This is a genomic window from Cellulomonas fimi, assembly GCF_028527925.1.
Taxonomy (GTDB): Bacteria; Actinomycetota; Actinomycetes; order Actinomycetales; family Cellulomonadaceae; genus Cellulomonas; species Cellulomonas fimi_C.
Genome location: NZ_JAPESW010000003.1, coordinates 136920 through 156067 on the forward strand (window position 1 = coordinate 136920; position 19148 = coordinate 156067).

The window sequence follows — 19148 nt, forward strand, 5'->3', positions numbered from 1 at the left end:
GCCGGCCGGGTGGCAGGCGTCGAGGGGCCCCGGCGTCGACAGGTGCCGCTGCTACATTCCGCCGCGTGACGAGGCGAGGGAGCCGGCTGCTGGTCGTCGTGGCGACCCTGCTGCTGCTCGGGCTCGTCGGGGCGGGAGTCGCGGGTGCGGTGAGCGACCAGCTCGGGATCACGAGCGCCCCGTCGGACGTCCCCGCGGAGACGCCCCGCACCGCGCCGGCCACGCCGTGGACCGCGCCGCCGCGCATCACCGTGGTGACGGCACCGTCGTCGGCGCGCCTCGACCTGGCGGTGGCCGAGCTGCGCGACGCGGTCGGGACTTCCCGCACGACCGACGGGACCGCGACGGTCGAGGTCGTCGTCAGCGACGGGCCGGAAGACGACGAGTCGTACCGCCTCGACGGGACGCGCGAGGCGCTGCGCGTCGTCGCCCCGTCGCAGGCGGGCGCGGCGCTGGCCCTGTACGACCTCGCGTCGGCGGCGCGCACCGGACGCCCGCTCGACGCGCACCTGGGCGAGACCGTCGACCCGCGCCTGCCGTTCCGCATGGTCGACCTGGGGGCGGTCGGCGTGACCGTCGACGAGGCCGCGTGGGCGGCGGGCGACGACTACTCGCACGCGTCGCAGGCGTTCGCCGACGTGATGCTGCCCGACGCGCCGTACGTCGACGCCGCGGCCCTGGACGTCGCGCGTGCGGAGTTCGAGGAGTACGTGCACCACCAGCTGACGAACGGGAGCAACGCGATCGCGATCCCCGGGTTCGTCGAGTACGTGACCTTCTCGGGCGTCGGCGACGGCGACGACGTCTACGCCGAGGGTGACGAGCACGTCGCCCGGGCCCTCGCGCTGCGCGACGCGTTCGGGCCGATGTGGCAGTACGCGCACGACCTCGGCATGCAGGTCTTCCTCCGCACCGACATGCTCGCGCTCACGACCCCGCTGGAGGACTACCTCGTCGACCGGTTCGGCGGGCTCACCACCGCCGACCCGGCGTTCTGGGAGGTCTACGCCGCCGGGCTCGACGAGCTCTACGCGGCGATTCCGTACGTCGACGGCGTGCTCGTCCGCATCGGCGAGGCGGGCGAGGTCTACGACATGCCCGGCTGGGACTACTACTCGGCGCTCGCGGTCACGGGGGTCGCGGACGTGCGCGCGATGCTGACGGCGTTCACCGCGCAGGCCGAACGGGCCGACCGCGAGGTGATCTTCCGGACGTGGAGCGTCGGCGTCGGCGCGGTGGGCGACATGCACACGAACGCCGACTCGTACGACGCGGTGCTCGACGGGATCACGTCGGACCGGCTGATCGTGTCGACCAAGTACACGCTCGGCGACTTCTACAGCCACCTGCCGCTCAACGACACGCTCGAGACGGGCGACCACCGGCGCATCGTCGAGCTGCAGAGCCGCCGCGAGTTCGAGAACTTCGGCGCGTTCCCGAACGACCTCGGCGACCTGTACCGGACCGCCCTCCAGCGGTTCCTCGCGGCGAACCCGCGCGTCGAGGGCGTGTGGACGTGGACGCAGGACGGCGGCCCGTGGCGCGCCGGACCGCTGTCGCTCACGCTCAAGGCCGGGTTCTGGCAGCTCTACGAGCTCAACACCGAGCTCGCGTCGCGGCTCGCCCGGGACCCGGACGCCGACCCCGCGGCGCTCACGCTCGACTGGGCGCGGCGCTGGTTCTCGGACGACCCCGAGACGGCGGCGACGATCGCCGCCGCGATGGCGGACAGCCGCACCGCGATCACCGACGGCCTCTACATCGGGCCGTTCGCCGACCGCCGCGTCACGGCGCTGGGCCTCGAGCCGCCGCCGATGATGTGGATCTTCGAGTGGGACATCCTCACGGGCGACAGCGCGGTGCTCGACGTCATCTACGACGTCAGCCGCGACGACCTGGACGAGGCGATCGACGGCGGGGACCGGGCCGTCGCGGCCGTCGGGCGGATGCGCGACGCGATCGCCGGCACGGACCCGGCGACCTGGCGCGAGGCCGATCTGCGCGACGCCTTCCTCGACACGCTCGACTACGAGGCGAGCACCCTGACGATGCTCGGCGACTACCGCGAGATGGTGCTCCGGCAGGCGCAGTGGCACGACACGCGGGACGCGGCGGTGCACGCGCGGTGGGACGCCGCGCGGCAGGCGTTCGAGCGGTCGGCGGCGGCGCACGAGGAGGCGTACGCGGGTGACCCGGCGTACCCGGCGTACAACCTGACGGCCGCACGGCTCGGCGTCGAGCGGGCGGAGCGCGACCTGCCGATGGCGTGGGCGGCGCGCGTGCTGCTGCTCCTGGTGGTCGGCTGGCTGGTCTACGGGCTCGTGCCGGGCGCCAGCCACCGTCACCTGCCCGGCGCGCAGGCGGCACGCGCGACCTGGGTCGCGGGGACGCGGCCGTGGCGTGCCGCCGAGGTCACCGCGGGGCTGACGCGGACCGACCGCGTGCTCGTCGTCACCGTCCCGGCGCTCGCCGTCGTCGCGAGCCGCGCGGTCCAGACGTGGCTGCTCGCACCCGCGCACCTGCTGGTCGCGCTCGCGGGCTGGCTGCTGTTCACGGCGGTCGTGCTGGCGGTCCGGCCGCGTGCCGCGTGGGCCGTGCTCGCGGCGGTCGGCGGTGCCGCGCTGCTGCGGGTCGTGCTGCTGCTCGTCGCGCTCGTGCCCACGGGACCGGGCGGGTACTGGTTCGGCTTCTGGACGGACGCCGTCGCGCGCAGCGCGTACGTGACGCTCGCGGTCGCCGGGTTCCTGTGGGTGCTCGTCGCGGTCGGCTGGGCGACGGTGTCGGCGGGTGCGCGTCGGGTCGTCGCGCTCGGCGCCGTCGTCGCGGGCGCCGGGACGGTCCTCGCGCTGGTCGGCGCGTTCGTGGGGCTGGTCGGGGTCGAGGCGTCGCTCACGACGTGGAACGACCAGCTCGCGCTGCTGCCGTGGGGTCTGTCGCGGATCCTCGGCATCGCCGTCTACCTGGGCGTGCCGGCCTCGACCGGCTGGTACGCGGCCGTGGTGGGCGGGGTGCTCGTCGTCGTGGGTGCGTTGCTGGTCGTCCTCGGTCGTCCGCGCCGCCACGTCGGAGGCCCGCTCATCGCCTGAGCCGACGTCCGCACCTGCGACGCCAGGCGCGTCAGGCGGCGACCGGAGCGGGCGCGGGCGACGGGACGACGACGCGTCGGCCCACGACCTCGGTCCGGACCGACCGCGCCACGGCGGCCGGGCCGCCGGCGAGGACGCACGCCGCGACGAGGACCGCGAGGAGCGAGAGCCCGCCGCCGATGCCGAGCGCCGCTCGGGGGCCGAGCACGTCGGTGAGCAGCCCCACGAGCGGTGCGCCGGCGATCGACGCGAGCGACGACACGAGCCCCTGGACCGCGAGCACCCGCCCGCGCAGGTGCCCGGGCGCGAGCAGCTGCACGGTCGTCGAGACCGCGGTGTCGTAGACGATCGAGCAGGCGGCGACCGCGACCATCGCGCCCGCGAAGACCCACACGGCCGGCGCCGCCCCGGCGGTCGCCTGCACGACGGCCGCGGCCCCGGCCGATCCGAGCAGCACCGGCAGCCGCATCGCGCGCAGCCGGGCCGCGACCGCCGCGCCGAGCAGCGCGCCGACCGAGAAGCACGTGAACAGCCGCCCGTACAGGCCGGGCCCACCGTCGAACACGCCGTCGGCCATCGCCGCCATCGTCACCTGGAAGTGCCGCCCGACGGCGCCGGTCACGACGCCCGCGCCGAGGACGACGACGAGCTGCCGGCTGCCCAGCACGTACCGCACGCCGTCCCGGACCCGGTCGGCACCGCGCACCGCCCGGTCGAGCGGGTGCAGCAGGTCGGGCCGCAGCCGCACGACGGTGAGCGCGACGAACGCGAACGACACCGCGTCGATCGCGAACACCGCCGACGCGCCCGGCCCGGCCAGCACGACCGACCCCGCGGCCAGACCCAGCACCCAGCCCGTCGAGTGCGTGATCGAGCCGAGCGCGATGCCGTTCGACAGGTGCTCACGCCCGAGGACCTGCCCGAGCAGCCGCCCGAACGACGGTCCGTCGAGCACGCCGATCGTGCCGGTCAGCGCGGCGAACGCGTAGAGGTGCCACAGGTGCGCGTCGCCGCCGTGCACGAGCACCGCGAGCAGCGCGGCCAGCACCGCGTGCGTCCCCTGCGTCCAGGGCAGGACGCGGCGCGCGTCGAGCCGGTCCGCGAGCGCCCCGCCGAGCAGACCGAAGGCGATGGACGGCACCTGCTTGACCGCGACGACGGCGCCGAGCGCGGCGGCCGAGCCGGTCACGTCGAAGACGAGCCAGCCGAGCGCGGCGGTCGACATCCACGAGCCGGTGTTGGAGACGAGGTCGGCGAGCGCCCAGCGCCGGTAGTTGGGCAGCGCGAGGGCGCGCAGGGCGACGGGCAGGCGGAGACGGGGGACAGCAGGGCGACGCACGAGTGGTCCCATCGGCGCCCGCTCGCACCCGCATGAACCCGCGGCACTGCCGCGTCGGTCACACCGCGAGGGTCGCCGCCGTGGCCTCACGCGCGAGGGCGTGAGGCGTGCGTCACCGTCGCGCGGCGACCCGTCCGACCGGGTGACGACGTGCGCCCGGATGCGCCACGCGACGCGGGCGCGGAGCATGGCGGGGACGGTCCGGGGGCGGCGCCGCGCGCGACGACGGACGGGGCGGGGCGATGGCGACGGTGGCGGACGGGATCGTGCGCAGGCTCGCCGACTGGGGCGTGTCGCGCGTCTTCGGCTACGCGGGCGACGGGATCGACCCGCTGCTCGCCGCGCTGCACCGCGCGCAGGACGACGTCGAGCTGGTCACCGCGCGGCACGAGGAGATGGCCGCGTTCATGGCGACGGGCCACGCGAAGTACTCGGGCGGTGTCGGGGTGTGCCTCGCGACACAGGGGCCGGGGGCGATCCACCTGCTCAACGGGCTCTACGACGCCAAGCTCGACCGCAAGCCGGTCGTCGCGATCGTCGGGCAGGTCGTCACCACGGCGCTCGGCAGCGGCTACCTGCAGGAGGTCGACCTGCCGGTGCTGCTCAAGGACGTGTGCGGTCAGTACGTGCAGACGCTCGCGACACCGCAGCAGCTGCCGCTGGTCCTCGACGACGCGATCCGCACGGCGCTGGCGACGTCGAGCCCGACGGCGGTGATCGTCCCCCACGACGTGCAGCAGGCGGACCTGCCGGACCTGGAGCAGACGCACGGCGTGGTCGTCACGTCCCCGGCGGCGGCGCGCGGGATCGCCGTGCCGCCCGAGGAGGACCTGCGCCGGGCTGCGCGCCTGCTCGCGACCGGCGAGCGCGTCGCGGTGCTGGCCGGCCAGGGCGCCGCGGGTGCGGTCGACGAGGTCCTTGCCGTCGTCGACCGGCTGGGGGCGGGCCTCACGACGTCGCTGCTCGGCAAGCCGCTCTTCGACGAGGGACTGCCCGCGCACACGGGCGTGATGGGGCACCTCGGCACGACCGCGTCCGCGGACCTCATGGCGCGTTGCGACACGCTGCTCATCGTCGGGTCCAACGACCCGTGGACGGAATTCTACCCGCCGCACGGCCAGGCACGAGCGGTGCAGGTCGACGTCGCGCCACGGAACCTCGGCGCGAAGTACCCGGTCGAGGTGCCGCTCGCGGGGGACGCCGCCGCGACGCTGCGCGCACTGCTCCCCCACCTCCCGGAGCGCCGCGTGCCGTGGCGCGCGCAGGTCGAGGAGTCCGTCGCGGCGTGGCTCCGCATCGCGGCCGAGCGCGTCGCCGCCCCGGCCGACCCGCTCAACCCCCAGCGCGTCGTGCACGCGCTGAGCGCGCACCTGCCGGCCGACGCGCAGGTCTCCGTCGACGTCGGGTCGGTCGTCTACTGGTACGCGCGGTTCCTGCGGCTGCCGCCGGGCGTGCCCGCGCACCTGTCGAGCACGCTCGCGTCGATGGGGTCCGCACTCCCCTACGGGATCGCCGCGAAGCTGCTGCACCCCGACCGGCCCGTCGTCGCGCTCGCCGGAGACGGCGCGATGCAGATGAACGGCATCAACGAGCTCGTCACCGTCGCCGCGCGCTGGCGGGACTGGGCGGACCCGCGGTTCGTCGTGCTCGTGCTGCACAACGGCGACCTGGCCGAGGTGTCGTGGGAGCAGCGCGAGATGGAGGGCGACCCGCGGTTCCCGACGTCGCAGACGGTCCCCGCCTTCCCGTACGCGGGGTACGCGGAGCTGCTCGGCCTGCGCGGCATGCGGGTCGACGACCCGGACGACCTCGACGACGTCTGGCGTGCCGCCCTGTCCGCCGACCGGCCGTGCGTCGTCGAGGCAATCGTCGACCGGGACACCCCGCTCCTGCCGCCGCGCGTGCCCGCGGAGAAGGTCGCGCAGATGCACCGCGGCCTCGCGCAGGAGCCCGACGCCGGTGCGGCCAGGGCGGCCCTCGACGCGCAGCGGGCGGACGAGGCCGGCGACGACCCGGCGGGCCTGTCCGCGGAGCACGCGGACTAGCGGCGCGGATCCGAGCGGCGTCCGGAGGGCGCGCGGACCCGGTCGAGGAGAGGCGGCCGGGCGGGCGCCCGGCCTCCGTCAGAGCTGCCGACGCACGCCCGCCTCGTGCGCCACCTCGCCGACCTCCTCGTCGACCGGCGCCGTCATGACGGAGCTGTCCGTGCTCATGGGAACCTCCCCGGGCGGTCGTCGCCCGCACGCCGGAGCAGCCTCAGTGAACGACCGTGCGGCCAGGGTCGCAATCGGACCGGGGCACCGGGCGCGTCCCTTTCGGGCGGTTGACCCCATCGGGTGGGCGTCGCGCGAACCGCTGCCGCGGGCCGCACCGGACCCCTATCGTCCGCAGCATGCTCCCCCGCCCGCGCGTCGCCGTCCTCGTCGCCACCGCCCTTGCGCTCGTCGTGGTCCCCGCGGTCCCGTCGGCCGCGGCCGGCCCGGTGACGGCGATCACGATGCAGGCGGACCCCGGCACGTGGACGTACGAGCGGATGAACGCCGTCTTCGACTCGGGCCTGACCGTGGAGGTCCGCGAGGCCGCGACCCGCGACAACGTGACCGTCCGCACCGACCCTGCGCGGACGCCCGACGGGCTGGTCCAGATCCAGGCGAGCCCGGGTGCGCCGCGCCTCGCGGTCGGTTCCTACGCCATCGGTGGGCCGTTCGACGCGACCCTGCCGTACGTCATGACGTGGTTCGGGCCCGACACCTGCATGGGCGGCACCGGCACCCTCGACGTGCTCGCCCTCACGCGCGACGCGTCGGTGGCGCTGACGAGCCTCGCGGCCGACGTCACGCGCAGCGCGTGCCCGGCCCCCGCGTCGAGCGGCCACTGGTCGCTCCGCTGGAACTCGACCGTGCCGTACCAGCACACCGCCACGACCAGCCTCGACGTGGGCGAGCTCGTCGGTGGTCGCAGCGTCGACGGGACGGTCACGGTCACCAACGCCGGCACCGGGTCGCAGACCTACGGCGCGTCGGAGATCCCCGTGGGCAACCCGGAGTACGCGGGCATCGCGACGGTCGTCTCCGACGGCTGCGCGGGCCGCACGCTGGCGCCGCGCCAGAACTGCACGCTGACCGTGCGCTTCGTCTCCGACGGGGAGCACCACTTCCGGGGGTACGTCCGGACGCCCGACCAGACGGCGCGGGGCGTCACGCTCACGCGGGTGCAGATGGAGGCGCTGCCCGTGCCGCCGGTCCCGGTCGTCGTGCCGCGGGCGCTGCGCGGCGAGATCCAGCTCACCTCCTCCACGCAGGCGCAGAAGTTCCGGGTGCTGCGCGCGTCCGCGGGGGAGCCGGAGCACGAGGTGGCGCACGACGTCGCGATGCCGTGGACCGACACGGCCGTCACCGGGGGCGTCCGCTACACGTACCGGGTCCGCGCGGTGAACGGTGACGTCGCGAGCGAGCCGAGCCCGCCGCTGACCGTGATGGCGCTGCTGCCCGCGGAGGGCAACGACGGCGAGCTCGTCCCGATCGACCCGGTGCGGGTGCTCGACACCCGGTCCGGTCTGGGCGCACCCGCCGGGAAGCTCGGTGCGGGCAAGGTCCTGACGTTCGACCCGGCGCTCGGCGACGCGATCCCGCGGACCGGGGTGTCGGCGGTGCTGCTCAACGTCACCGGGACCGAGCCGACGCAGGCGACGCACGTGCGCGTCTGGCCCGCGGGCGACCCGCTGCCGGACACGTCGTCGCTCAACCTGGTCCCGGGTCAGAGCCGACCCAACCAGGTCGTCGTGCCGCTCGGCGACGACGGGCGCGTCGCGCTGCACAACAACGCGGGCGCGACGCACCTGCTCGTGGACGTCCAGGGCTTCTACTCGACGGCCGACGGCGAGGACGGCGGCGGGTACCACCCGGTGGCGACGACCCGCATCCTCGACACCCGCGAGCCGGACTGGGACGGCGGCGTCTACCCGCTGGGTCCCGGCGAGGAGATCTGGGTGCCGGTCGACGACCTGCTGGGCCGCTCGCCGACGGCGGTCGACGTGAACCTGACGGTCACGCAGCCGACGCAGGCAGGGCACGTCGTCGCGTGGGCGGGCGACACCGACGCCCCGGGCGTGTCGAACGTCAACTACGCGCCCGGCCAGACGGTCCCGAACCACGCGGTCGTCCCGGTCTCCTTCGACGGGGCGTGGCCGGGCTTCGCGCTGCGGAACAACACGACCGGGACGGCGCACGTGCTCGTCGACCTGCAGGGCTGGTACGACGACGGGACCGCGACCGACGGCCTGCGGTTCCGGCCGTCGACGACCACGCGCGTGGCGGACACGCGGGCGGGCGGACGTGCCGTCGCCGCCGGTCAGACGCTCGTGGTGCCGTCGTCGGCCCTCCCGGCGGCCGTCGCGCACGTCGTCAACGCGACGGCGACGCAGTCGAGCGGGCCCGGCCACCTCGTGGCGTGGAGCGGCGACGGCTCCGTGCCGGGGACGTCCGTCGTGAACTTCGCGCGCGGCGAGGACTCCCCGAACCTGGCGACCGTCGCGACGGGTGCCGACGGTCGGATCGCGGTCACGGCGGGCTCGTCGTCCGTGCACGTCATCGTCGACCACCTCGGCGTCTTCTACTGACGTCGCCCCACCGCGCGCCCGACGACCGGTCAGCACCCTTGACCCGGCACTTGTTTTTTGCAAGTGTAGCTGTCGTCCGCACCGCACCGCGCCGCACGAGGGGAAGCACCATGACCGCGATGTTCGTCAACCTGCCGGTGACCGACCTGGAGCGTGCGAAGGGCTTCTACACGGCGCTCGGCTTCACCATCAACCCGATGTTCACCGACCACAACGCCGCCTGCGTCGTCGTCGAGGAGGACCACAGCGCGTTCATGCTCCTCACGCGCGAGTACTTCCAGACGTTCACGGACCTGCCGCTCGGCGACCCGGCGGTGAGCCCGTCGGTGTCGACCGCGATCTTCCTCGACAGCCGCCAGGCGGTCGACGCGACCGCCGCCGCCGGACTGGCCGCGGGAGGCACCGAGCCGCGCCCCGCGTCCGACTACGGCTTCATGTACCAGCGCGGGCTCACCGACCCCGACGGCAACGTCCTCGAGTTCGGCTGGATGGACCCGGCGGCCGCCGCTCAGGGCCCCGACGCGGTCGCGAGCCAGCAGGCCTGAGGCCGATGGCCGCACGCGACTACGGGCAGTACTGCGGGATCACGCGCGCCCTCGAGCTGGTCGGTGAACGGTGGGCGCTGCTCCTCGTCCGCGACCTGCTCGTCGGGCCACGCCGCTACGGCGAGCTCGCCGCGGGGCTCCCCCGCATCCCGAGCAACGTCCTCGCGGCCCGGCTCAAGGAGCTGCAGGCGGCCGGCATCATCCGTCGCGCACCCCGGTCGCGCGTCATCGTCTACGAGCTCACGCCGTACGGCCGCGAGCTCGAACCCGTCGTCCTCGCGCTCGGGGCGTGGGGCTTCAAGGCGATGGGCGATCCCCGCGAGGAGCAGGTCGTCACGCCCGACGCCCTGACGATGACGCTGCGCACCGCCTTCCGCCCGGAGGTCGCCGCGACGCTGCCGGCGACGGCCTACGCCGCCCACCTGGACGACGCCGGCCTGCTGATCCGGGTGGCCGGCCCGTCGCTCGACGTGACGCGCGGTGACGGGCCCGTCGACCTGGCGTTCACCGCCGGCCCCGACCTGCACCGGCTCATCTCCGGCGACCTCTCCCCCGACCGCGCCCTCACCACGGGCGCGGTCGAGGTGCTGCGCGGCCCCGGCGACCTGCTCGCCCGCTTCGCCACGACGTTCCACCTCGCCGCCTGACCGTCACGACGACGGGCGCCGTCCGGTGCGCAGCGGCGACGGCGCGTGCGGGCGCCCGCCCTTCCCGGCCGGCGCACGGTCACGAGTCGCCCGGTGACGTGCGCGTGAGTCGGTCGACGGCCAGCTCGACCTCGTCGCGGTCGCGCGGCTCGGTGTCGAGGGCGCGGTGGATCGTCAGGCCCTCGATCATCGCGTCGAGCAGCCGGGCCGTCGGCGGGTCGAAGTGCCGTTCGAGCGCGTGCCGGCTGCGGGCCATCCACGCGTGCGTCAGACGGCGGTAGCGCGGGTCGCGGGCGGCGAGCGTGTAGAGCTCGTGGGTCAGGACGAGCTCGTGCGGGTCGGTGAGGACGTCGACGGCGATCAGGTCGACGACGGCCCGTCGCGCCTCGTCGATCCCGTGGACCGTGGCCATCGCCGCCTCGAAGCGGTCGCTCATGCGCCGGGCGAAGCGCTCGAACGCCTCGACGAGCAGCGCGTCGACGCTGTCGAAGTGGTACGTGATCGACCCGAGCGGCACGTCGGCCGCGGCGGCGACGCGACGCGTCGACGCCCCCGCGACCCCGACCTCCCCGACGACCTCGAGGCACGCCTCGACGATGCGGTCGCGCCGCTCGGGGTCGTGGCGGCGCGGCCGCCGCTCGGTCACCGCGCCTCGTCCTGCGGGCCGATCTGCCGCACGACGCGTGCGGGGTTGCCGACCGCGACCACGTTCGCGGGCAGGTCGCGCACGACGACGGACCCCGCGCCGACGACGGTGTTGTCGCCGATCGTCACACCCGGGCAGACGATGACCCCGCCGCCGAGCCAGACGTTGTCGCCGAGGGTGATGGGCTTCGCCGCCTCGAGCTTGTCGCGGCGCGGCTGCGGGTCGACCGGGTGGGTCGGGGTGAGCAGCTGGACGTTCGGGCCGATCTGGCAGTCCTCGCCGATCGTGATGGTCGCGACGTCGAGCGCGGTGAGGTTGTAGTTGACGAACGTGCGCGCGCCGATGTGGATGTTCTCGCCGTAGTCGACGAACAGCGGCGGCTTGACGTACGCGCCCTCGCCGAGGGAGCCGAGCAGCGCGACCAGGTGCTCGCGCGCGCCGGGCTCCCCCGCGGACTCGGCGCGGTAGTAGGCGTCGGTCAGCCGGAACGCCTCGCGCGCGATGCGACCACTGTCGGGGTCGTCGGCGATGTAGAGATCGCCCGCGAGCATGCGCTCGCGGTTGGTGCGGGGGTCGCCGGCGAAGTAGTCAGGGGTCGTCATGCGGACGATCGTACACAGATGTGTACGACTGAACACATCGTGTGCCCGGGCCGCTCGGCGCTCCGGTAGCGTCGCAGCGGACACGGCCCGGATGACGGCGGGGAGGACCGGATGGCGGCAGGAGCGGCACCCGTCGGGGACACGCAGGCACACGCCAGCGGCGACACGTCCGCACACGGTCCCGTCGTCGTGCTCGTGGTCGCGCACCCGCGACCCGACAGCCTCAACCACGCGCTCGCCCGCCGTCTCGGCGACGCCGTGGCCCGTGCGGGCGGGCGGCTCGTCGCCCACGACCTGCACGCCGAGGGCTTCGACCCGGTGCTGCGCGCCGAGGAGTCGTACGTCGTCGGGCGCGACCTGCACCTCGGCGGCCCGTCCGGCGACCCGCTGCTCGACCGGCACCGGGCGGACCTCGCGGTCGCCGACGCGCTCGTCGTCGTGCACCCGGTCTGGTGGGGCATGCCGCCCGCGATCCTCGCCGGCTGGCTCGACCGGGTCCTCGTGCCCGGCGTCGCGTACCGCCTGCCCGACGCGGGCGGGCTGCCGGAGCGGCTGCTCGCGATCCGGCGCCTGGTCGTCGTCAACACCACCGACACCCCGGCCGAGCGGGAGGCGACCGTGTTCGGCGACCCGCTCGCCGCGATCTGGGAGCGGTGCGTCGGCACCTACCTCGGCTCCGCCACGTCGCCGACGCTCGTCGAGCGGACGGTCCTCGCGTCGGTCAACGAGGTCGACGACGCGCAGCGCGCGCGCTGGCTCGACGAGATGGACGGCCTGGGCTCCCGGCTGGTCCGCGCCCTGGTCTGACCCGGGACCCCGGGTGCGGGCCGGAACCGTGTCGCACCGAGGAGAAATGACGCCGACGGCCCGGACGCCGCCGTGCTGTCCTGGCCTCATGGCGAACCGCGAGCGACCGGCCGGCGACGTCGACTACGAGCAGCACGGCGCGGGCTACGCACGCGTCCGCCGGCCGGACCCCCGCATCGCCGCCCGCGTGCACGCGGCGCTCGGCGACGCCCGGACGGTGGTCAACGTCGGGGCGGGAGCCGGGTCGTACGAGCCGGCCGACCGGTACGTCCTCGCGGTCGAGCCGTCGGCGGCGATGCGCGCCCAGCGACCGGCCGGCGCCGCACCGGCGCTCGACGCGACAGCCGAGCACCTGCCGTTCGACGACGCCGCCTTCGACGCCGCGATGGCGACGGTCACCGTGCACCAGTGGCGCGACGTCGAGCAGGGCCTGCGGGAGCTGCGCCGGGTGAGCCGCGGACCGGTCGTGCTGCTCACGTTCGACGCGGTCGCGCTGCAGGACTTCTGGCTCGCGGAGTACCTGCCCCACGTCTTCGCCGCCGAGCTGACGCGGTTCCCGTCGATCGACCGGCTCGTCGCCTGCCTCGGGGAAGGCAGCGCCCACGTCCGCGTCGACCCCGTCGCCGTGCCGTGGGACTGCGTCGACGGGTTCGGGGAGGCGTTCTACGGGCGACCCGAGGAGCTCCTGCGGCCCGAGGTCCGCCGGGCGACGTCGGGGATCGCGCTCGCCGACGCCGACGCGGCCCGTCGCGGCCTCGACCGGCTCGCACGCGACCTCGCGAGCGGCGCGTGGGACGAGCGGCACGGGCACCTGCGCGGGTTGCCCGAGCGGGTGGGGGCGCTCCGCCTCGTCGTGGCCGACGCCTGACGGGCAGGGCCCTCGCGGCTTGTCTCTACACCGGTGAAAAACGATTCGGACGCGCGATCGTCCGCACTCCGGGTCGACAGCGCACCGAGCGGGTCGCGATGGTGGATCAGCACGTCATCGCCCCGTCGCGCACGCTCCCCGCACCGGCCTCGCGCGCGCCCGGGGCCTGAGAAGGGATGTGGGATGGCACAACGACGACACAGGTGGGCGACCCTCGCCGTCACGCTGGCGACCGGCGCGCTGCTCGGCAGCACCGTCCTGCCACCGGCCTCCGCCGCCGCGGGCGGGTCCGGTCCGTACCCGGCCGACTACGAGACCTCGTCGAGCCTGCCCAACCACACGATCTACCGGCCCGTGAACCTGCCGTCCGGGAAGATGCCGGTGTTCGTCTGGAGCAACGGCGCCTGCTCGGCCAACGGCACGTCGGCGCTGCCCTTCCTGCGCGAGATCGCGTCGCACGGGTTCCTCGTCATCTCCAACGGCAGCCCGAACGGCGGCGGCTCGTCGACGTCGTCGTGGCTCACGCAGTCGATCGACTGGGCCGTCGCGGAGTCGACGCGCTCCGGCAGCCCGCTGCGCGACCGGGTCGACACGTCGAAGATCGCGGTGGCCGGCTTCTCGTGCGGCGGCCTCGAGGCGTACGCGGTCTCCGGGGACCCCCGTGTCACCACGACGATGATCTTCAGCAGCGGCCTGCTGAACGACGCCGACGACTACCAGCTCCGCCGGCTCGACCACCCGATCGCCTACATCATCGGCGGGCCCGGCGACATCGCCTACCCGAACGCGATGGACGACTGGGGCAAGCTCCCGGCCGGGCTGCCGGCGTTCATGGGCAACCTGCCCGTGGGCCACGGCGGGACGTACGACCAGCCGAACGGCGGCGAGTTCGGGCGCGCCGCGGTGCTGTGGGCGAAGTGGCAGCTCAAGGGTGACACGCAGGCCGGGCGGACGTTCGTCACGTCGGGCTGCGGGCTGTGCAGCGGCGGGCAGTGGACGGTGCAGCAGAAGAACCTCGTCCTCGCGCCGGACCCGACGCCGACGCCCACCCCGACGCCGACACCCACGCCCACACCCACGCCGACCCCCACGCCGACCCCGACACCGACGCCCACGACGACACCGGACCCGACGGCCGCGTGCTCCGCGACCTACACGGTCGTCAACCAGTGGCCGGGCGGGTTCGTCGCGAACGTCGACGTCACGGCGGCGCGCGCGCTCAGCGGCTGGCGCGTCCAGGTGACGCTCCCGTCGGGCGCGTCGGCGACGCAGGTGTGGAACGGCGTGCGCACCGGCACCGGTCAGCCGATGACCGTCACGAACGCGGCGTGGAACGGCACCCTCCGAGCCGGCCAGGGCACCGGATTCGGGTTCCAGGGCACGGGGACGGGCGCGGGTGCCACCGTCTCCTGCCAGGCTGCCTGACCACGTCGGACGGCGAGGTGCCCGCCCCGGGGAGGGGCGGGCACCTCGTCATGTGCGGGCCGGCGCCCGCGGGCCGGTCGGCGCTCCGGCGCCGGCGCGGACCGGCTTCAGCGCGCGAGGAACGCGAGCAGCGCCTCGTTGACCTCGGCGGTGTGCGTGGTGAGCAGCCCGTGCGGGGCACCCTCGATCTCGACGTACTCGGCCGACGGCAGCGCCTTGACGAAGCGACGCGCGGTCACGTCCACGTTCAGGATGCGGTCGCCCGTGCCGTGCAGGATCAGCGCGGGCACGTCGATCTTCGGGATGTCGTCGCGGAAGTCCGTGCCCCACGTGAGCGGCGCGGCGGCCGACGCGACCGAGCCGGACCCCGCGGCGACGTCCCACGCGTGGCGCACCTGCTCCTCGGAGATGCGCGTGCCCAGGTTCTCGTCGAGGTTGAAGAAGTCCTGGTAGAACGCGGTGAAGTAGGCGTACCGGTCCTTGCGGACGGTCGCCGCGATGTCCTCGAAGAACGACGCCGGGGCGCCCCCCTCGGGGTTGTCCTCGGTCTTGGTGAGGAACGGCTCGAGCGACGCGAGGAACGCGGCCTTCGCGACGCGCGTCGAGCCGTAGGTGCCGAGGTAGCGCGCGACCTCACCCGTGCCCATCGAGAAGCCGACGAGGACGACGTCGCGCAGGTCGAGGGTCTCCAGCACGACGTTGAGGTCGGCGGCGAACGTGTCGTAGTCGTACCCGACGGACGGCTGGCTGGACTGGCCGAAGCCGCGGCGGTCGTACGTGATGACGCGGTAGCCGGCGTCGAGGAGCGCGGCCGTCTGGCCCTCCCACGAGTTGCCGTCGAGCGGGAAGCCGTGGATGAGGACGACCGGCTGGCCGGTGCCCTTGTCCTCGTAGTGCAGCTCGATGTCGACCGAGTTCTCCGTGCCGACGGTGATACGTCCCATGGCCTGGCTCCTTCTCGTCCGTGGGAGAACGATCGTTCTCCGCCGATGTCGCCTACACTAGAGAACGAGCGTTCTCGGCGCAAGGCCGAGGAGCAGAACGCCGGGCGACGGCCCGGTGAAGGGCGGTGGACCGTGGCGCGGGCGACCGAGCAGACCGCGACGACCGACGTGCGCGACCGCGTCGTCGCCACCGCCGACGCGCTGTTCTACGCGCGGGGCATCCAGGCCGTCGGGATGGACGAGGTCCGCACCGCGGCCGGCGTCTCCCTCAAGCGCCTCTACGCCGAGTTCCCCGGCAAGGAGGCCCTCGTGCTCGCGGTGCTCGACGCACGGCACGGGATCTGGGAGGCGGGCCTGAGCGGCGCGCTGAGCGGCGTCGACGACCCGCGCGAGCGCCTGCTCGCGATCTTCGACTTCCTCGCGCAGTGGTTCACCGACGACACCTTCCGCGGGTGCGGGTTCATCAACGCGTTCGGCGAGCTCGGCGCGACGTCGCCCGCTGTCGCCGACGCCGTCCGCGTGCACAAGCAGTCGTTCCAGGACCACGTCGCGCGGCTCACCGCGGACGCCGGCGGCGACCAGGCGCTCGCCGCGCAGCTCGCCCTGCTCGCGGAGGGCGCCCAGACGACCGCCGCGATCGCCGGTCGCGCCGACGCCGCGCGCCAGGCGCGCGCTGCGGCGGAGGTGCTGATCGACGCGGCGCTCGGCACGCGCTGAGGTCGCGACGCGCATGACCGGCCTGCACGGCCCCGGCGGCACCCCACGCGACCCGACGACAGCGCGTGACGCGATCGAGCGCGACGCGCCCGGACTGCGCGTGCGCGCCGGCCGGCCCGGCGACCTCCCTGCTCTCGCCGGGTTCGCCGGCTCGCACGACCGCGCCGTGTGGCGCGTCGAGGAGGCGCGCGACGGCCGCGGGCTGCTGCTCGTCGCCGAGGACGACGCCGGACCCGTCGGCGCCGTGAGCGTCCGCTGGGACAACGACTGCGACCCGCCGCACCCGTGGCTCTACGGGCTGCACGTCGACGCCGACCACCGCGGCCGTGGCGCGGGCGAGCGGCTCGTCCGCGCCGCCGAGGACGCCGCGCGCGACCGCGGTGCGGCGGCGTTGAGCCTCGACGCCGACCGCGACGACCCGGTCGTCGGCTGGTACGAGCGCCGCGGGTACCGGCGCGTCCGCGAGCACGAGCACCGCTGGACCGCCGTCGACCCGCGGACCCGGCAGGTGACCGAGACGGGCACCGCGGCGACGTGGATCCTGCGCCGGCCGCTCGACGCGCACCACACCGGGACGGCAACCGGCAGCGGCACCGGCACCGGCACCGAGGACGCGACGTGACGACCGCGCTGGAGCGGTACGACGCCCTTCCGCCCGTCGCCACCACCGAGCTGCGCGGCACGTGGCGCGGCGCGGGGATCGCCACCGGCCACCCGCTCGACGGCGTGCTCGAGAACCTCGGCTGGTTCGGCAAGAGGTTCGACGACGACGACACCGCGCACCCGCTGCTGTTCCGGTCCGGCCATGGCGTGGTGCGCGTCCACCCGGGCCTCGTCCCGCTCGGGCTCGTGCTGCGCGTCGCCCCGCTGCTGCGGACACCGCCCGCCGCCGGGGCGTTCGCGCTCGTGCGGCCGTTCGTCACGACCCGCCGCCCCCGAGCCCGGCTCCGTGAGGTCCGCTTCCGCGGGGTCGTCTCCGCCGCGATGGTCTACGACGACCTGCCGATCGTCGACGCGTTCCGGGCCGACGACGACGGCTCGGTGGTCGGCGCGATGGACGCGCGCGGCATGGCGGAGCCCTACCTCTTCCGGCTGCGCCGGGTCCCCTGATGCGCGACGACGAGCGGCGACGGGTGCCGGCGCACGTCGTCGCGGTCAGACGGCCGGTGCTGCGTCCGAGGCAGCAACCGCACCCAGGAGGCCACCACCTCGCCCGGCCGGCGGCCGCCGGCGTCACGCCACCGCGGTGCCCTCCAACTCGACGAGCAGGCCGGGGATCGCCAGCCGCGCCACGCCGAGCATCGTCGTGGGCGGCGCGCCGCCGGCGGCACCGAGACGGCCGGCGAGCACGTCGTAGTGCTGGAGCAGCAGGTCGACGTCCGTCGTGAAGACGCCGAGCCGCACGAGGTTCGCGAGCGACATCCCGGCCTCCACGAGCACGGCCTCCAGGTTGTCGAGGCTGGCCGCGACCTGCGCCGCCATGTCTCCGGGGTGCAGCGGTGCGCCGTCGGGGCCGGTCGCGGTCTGGCCCGAGCAGTACAGGGTGCGGGTCTGGCCGGTCACGACCTCCCCCTGGTGGAAGCCCAGGTCCAGCGACCAGGTCACCGGGTCCACCGCGGTGCGTGCGAGCGTCACGTCGTCTCCGTTCGTTCGGGGTGCGGGCGGCCCGCCGCTGTGCGCGGCGGTGCCGTGCCACGACGCTCGCAGGGCATCACGACACCTCCTGTCATGTATTCGTCTAGCGTGTGGCGCGTGCGCGCGGACCGGCTCGTCTCCCTGGTGCTGCTGCTGCGCCGGCACGGGCGGCTGTCCGCGTCGGCGCTCGCGCACGAGCTCGAGGTCTCGACGCGCACGGTCCTGCGCGACGTCGAGGCGCTGTCCGCGGCCGGCGTGCCCGTCTACGCCGAGCGCGGCCGGCACGGCGGGTTCGCCCTGCTGCCCGGGTTCCGCACCGAGCTCACGGGGCTGACGCACGACGAGGCGCTCGCGCTGGTCGTCGCCGGGTCGCGCGAGGGTGCCGAGGCGTTCGGGCTCGGGCCGTCGCTCGCGTCGGCGCTGCTCAAGATCGTCGACGCACTGCCCGAGGACAACCGGCTCACCGCGGCACGCGCCGCCGAGCGCCTGCTCCTCGAGCCCGCGGCCGACCTGCTCTCGCGGCGTCGTGAGGTCGACGACGTCCCGGGCGACGTGGCGACCGCGGCCCGCCGGGCCGTCGTGACCGGTCGTCGGCTCCGGATCCTCTACGCCGCCGCGGGCCAGGACGCGCGGTGGCGCACGGTCGACCCGGTCGGCCTCGTCACCGTCCGCGGGCAGACGTACCTGCTGGCGACGCGGTCCGGTGCCGACCGCACCTACCGGCTGTCCCGAGTGACCGAGGCAGAGGTCCTGCCCGGCGCCGCCGAGCGGCCCGACCACGTCGACCTGGCGCAGGCGTGGCACGAGCGCACGACACGGTTCCGGGCCGGCGGTGAGCAGGTCACCGTCGTCGTCCTCCTTCCTCCCGAGCACCGCGGGGACGCCGTCGGGACCGCGCTGACCGCGCGGGAGACGGCCGAGCCGGACGGGCGGCTGCGCCTCGAGGCCACCTTCCAGGACCGACGGCACGCCGAGTGGGCGGTGTGGCAGGTCGCGACGGACGCCGAGGTCGTCGAGCCGGCCTGGCTGCGGGACGCGGTCCGGGACCGTGCGGTCGCGGTCGCCGACCGCCACGCGCGACCGGCGGACACCTGACCCGGCGCGTCGGTCACGCGTCCTCGGACGGGGCCGACGGCGGGGCACGGCCGGACGGACGCGGCCCCGGGGTCGGTCTGCCGGCCCGTGCGGCCACGCTCGTCGACGTCGACGTTTCCGCAACCAAGGGTTGCACTGTCCGGATCATGGGTCTACCGTGATGCGCAACCAATC

17 protein-coding genes are annotated in these 19148 nt (G+C 75.0%); 12 read left to right on the forward strand and 5 right to left on the reverse strand.

Annotated elements, in window-relative coordinates; translation table 11 throughout:
• The first annotated feature begins 65 nt into the window (after positions 1-65).
• Positions 66-3086 carry a hypothetical protein gene (locus OMK64_RS02650; RefSeq protein WP_272726421.1) on the forward strand — a complete coding sequence of 1007 codons (3021 nt, stop codon included), beginning with the start codon at positions 66-68 and terminating at the stop codon, positions 3084-3086.
• A gap of 31 nt (positions 3087-3117) precedes the next feature.
• Here OMK64_RS02650 and OMK64_RS02655 read toward each other — a convergent pair whose 3' ends face one another.
• Positions 3118-4425, reverse strand: a complete 1308-nt coding sequence (locus tag OMK64_RS02655; RefSeq protein WP_272726422.1) for an MFS transporter — start codon at positions 4423-4425, stop codon at positions 3118-3120.
• Positions 4426-4667: 242 nt separating this feature from the next.
• Here OMK64_RS02655 and OMK64_RS02660 point away from each other — a divergent pair, with 242 nt between their 5' ends.
• From OMK64_RS02660 to OMK64_RS02675, 4 genes are all read left to right on the forward strand, one after another.
• Positions 4668-6470, forward strand: a complete 1803-nt coding sequence (locus OMK64_RS02660; RefSeq protein ID WP_272726423.1) for a thiamine pyrophosphate-requiring protein — start codon at positions 4668-4670, stop codon at positions 6468-6470.
• Positions 6471-6817: 347 nt separating this feature from the next.
• Positions 6818-9043: a hypothetical protein gene (locus OMK64_RS02665; RefSeq protein ID WP_272726424.1), complete on the forward strand. Its 2226-nt coding sequence runs from the start codon at positions 6818-6820 to the stop codon at positions 9041-9043.
• 110 nt (positions 9044-9153) lie between these two features.
• Positions 9154-9588: a VOC family protein gene (locus OMK64_RS02670; protein ID WP_272726425.1), complete on the forward strand. Its 435-nt coding sequence runs from the start codon at positions 9154-9156 to the stop codon at positions 9586-9588.
• A gap of 5 nt (positions 9589-9593) precedes the next feature.
• On the forward strand, positions 9594-10235 hold the full coding sequence (locus OMK64_RS02675; protein WP_272726426.1) for a winged helix-turn-helix transcriptional regulator: 642 nt from the start codon (positions 9594-9596) through the stop codon (positions 10233-10235).
• A 79-nt stretch (positions 10236-10314) separates the two neighbouring features.
• On the opposite strand, the gene OMK64_RS02680 is transcribed toward OMK64_RS02675, so the two are convergent.
• The gene (locus tag OMK64_RS02680) at positions 10315-10881 is read right to left on the reverse strand and encodes a TetR/AcrR family transcriptional regulator (RefSeq protein WP_272726427.1); all 567 of its coding nucleotides are present in this window, start codon (positions 10879-10881) and stop codon (positions 10315-10317) included.
• Positions 10878-11483 (reverse strand): sugar O-acetyltransferase, encoded by a 606-nt coding sequence (locus tag OMK64_RS02685; RefSeq protein ID WP_272726428.1) that lies wholly within the window; start codon positions 11481-11483, stop codon positions 10878-10880. Before OMK64_RS02685 ends, OMK64_RS02680 begins: the two co-directional genes overlap by 4 nt.
• A 111-nt stretch (positions 11484-11594) precedes the next feature.
• Here OMK64_RS02685 and OMK64_RS02690 point away from each other — a divergent pair, with 111 nt between their 5' ends.
• From OMK64_RS02690 to OMK64_RS02700, 3 genes are all read left to right on the forward strand, one after another.
• Positions 11595-12290 (forward strand): NAD(P)H-dependent oxidoreductase, encoded by a 696-nt coding sequence (locus OMK64_RS02690; protein ID WP_272726429.1) that lies wholly within the window; start codon positions 11595-11597, stop codon positions 12288-12290.
• Between the two features lie 88 nt (positions 12291-12378).
• The gene (locus tag OMK64_RS02695; RefSeq protein ID WP_272726430.1) at positions 12379-13158 is read left to right on the forward strand and encodes a methyltransferase domain-containing protein; all 780 of its coding nucleotides are present in this window, start codon (positions 12379-12381) and stop codon (positions 13156-13158) included.
• Positions 13159-13341: 183 nt separating this feature from the next.
• On the forward strand, positions 13342-14583 hold the full coding sequence (locus OMK64_RS02700; RefSeq protein ID WP_272726431.1) for a cellulose binding domain-containing protein: 1242 nt from the start codon (positions 13342-13344) through the stop codon (positions 14581-14583).
• A 107-nt stretch (positions 14584-14690) separates the two neighbouring features.
• On the opposite strand, the gene OMK64_RS02705 is transcribed toward OMK64_RS02700, so the two are convergent.
• Positions 14691-15527 carry an alpha/beta fold hydrolase gene (locus tag OMK64_RS02705; protein WP_272726432.1) on the reverse strand — a complete coding sequence of 279 codons (837 nt, stop codon included), beginning with the start codon at positions 15525-15527 and terminating at the stop codon, positions 14691-14693.
• 132 nt (positions 15528-15659) lie between these two features.
• On the opposite strand from OMK64_RS02705, the gene OMK64_RS02710 reads away from it, so the two are divergent.
• From OMK64_RS02710 to OMK64_RS02720, 3 genes are read left to right on the forward strand one after another with little or no spacing between them, the layout of a single operon-like run.
• Entirely contained in the window at positions 15660-16244 is a 585-nt protein-coding gene (locus OMK64_RS02710) for a TetR/AcrR family transcriptional regulator (RefSeq protein ID WP_272726433.1), read from the forward strand.
• 13 nt (positions 16245-16257) lie between these two features.
• On the forward strand, positions 16258-16866 hold the full coding sequence (locus tag OMK64_RS02715; RefSeq protein WP_272726434.1) for a GNAT family N-acetyltransferase: 609 nt from the start codon (positions 16258-16260) through the stop codon (positions 16864-16866).
• On the forward strand, positions 16863-17354 hold the full coding sequence (locus OMK64_RS02720) for a DUF4334 domain-containing protein (RefSeq protein ID WP_272726435.1): 492 nt from the start codon (positions 16863-16865) through the stop codon (positions 17352-17354). The genes OMK64_RS02715 and OMK64_RS02720 overlap by 4 nt, the downstream gene beginning before the upstream one ends.
• Positions 17355-17477: 123 nt before the next feature.
• Here the strand turns inward: OMK64_RS02720 and OMK64_RS02725 are convergent, their stop codons facing one another.
• The gene (locus OMK64_RS02725; protein ID WP_272726436.1) at positions 17478-17879 is read right to left on the reverse strand and encodes a RidA family protein; all 402 of its coding nucleotides are present in this window, start codon (positions 17877-17879) and stop codon (positions 17478-17480) included.
• Positions 17880-17972: 93 nt separating this feature from the next.
• Here OMK64_RS02725 and OMK64_RS02730 point away from each other — a divergent pair, with 93 nt between their 5' ends.
• Complete coding sequence (locus OMK64_RS02730) at positions 17973-18974, forward strand: helix-turn-helix transcriptional regulator (protein WP_272726437.1); 1002 nt, start codon at positions 17973-17975, stop codon at positions 18972-18974.
• The last annotated feature ends 174 nt before the right edge of the window (positions 18975-19148 follow it).

Excerpts from the sequence above, each read along its gene's own strand:
- OMK64_RS02660 (WP_272726423.1), top strand. The coding sequence starts at position 4,668 with ATGGCGACGGTGGCGGACGGGATCGTGCGCAGGCTCGCCGACTGGGGC.
- OMK64_RS02665 (WP_272726424.1), top strand. The coding sequence starts at position 6,818 with ATGCTCCCCCGCCCGCGCGTCGCCGTCCTCGTCGCCACCGCCCTTGCG.
- OMK64_RS02670 (WP_272726425.1), top strand. The coding sequence starts at position 9,154 with ATGACCGCGATGTTCGTCAACCTGCCGGTGACCGACCTGGAGCGTGCG.
- OMK64_RS02675 (WP_272726426.1), top strand. The coding sequence starts at position 9,594 with ATGGCCGCACGCGACTACGGGCAGTACTGCGGGATCACGCGCGCCCTC.
- OMK64_RS02685 (WP_272726428.1), bottom strand. The coding sequence starts at position 11,483 with ATGACGACCCCTGACTACTTCGCCGGCGACCCCCGCACCAACCGCGAG.
- OMK64_RS02690 (WP_272726429.1), top strand. The coding sequence starts at position 11,595 with ATGGCGGCAGGAGCGGCACCCGTCGGGGACACGCAGGCACACGCCAGC.
- OMK64_RS02695 (WP_272726430.1), top strand. The coding sequence starts at position 12,379 with ATGGCGAACCGCGAGCGACCGGCCGGCGACGTCGACTACGAGCAGCAC.
- OMK64_RS02700 (WP_272726431.1), top strand. The coding sequence starts at position 13,342 with ATGGCACAACGACGACACAGGTGGGCGACCCTCGCCGTCACGCTGGCG.
- OMK64_RS02705 (WP_272726432.1), bottom strand. The coding sequence starts at position 15,527 with ATGGGACGTATCACCGTCGGCACGGAGAACTCGGTCGACATCGAGCTG.
- OMK64_RS02715 (WP_272726434.1), top strand. The coding sequence starts at position 16,258 with ATGACCGGCCTGCACGGCCCCGGCGGCACCCCACGCGACCCGACGACA.
- OMK64_RS02730 (WP_272726437.1), top strand. The coding sequence starts at position 17,973 with ATGTATTCGTCTAGCGTGTGGCGCGTGCGCGCGGACCGGCTCGTCTCC.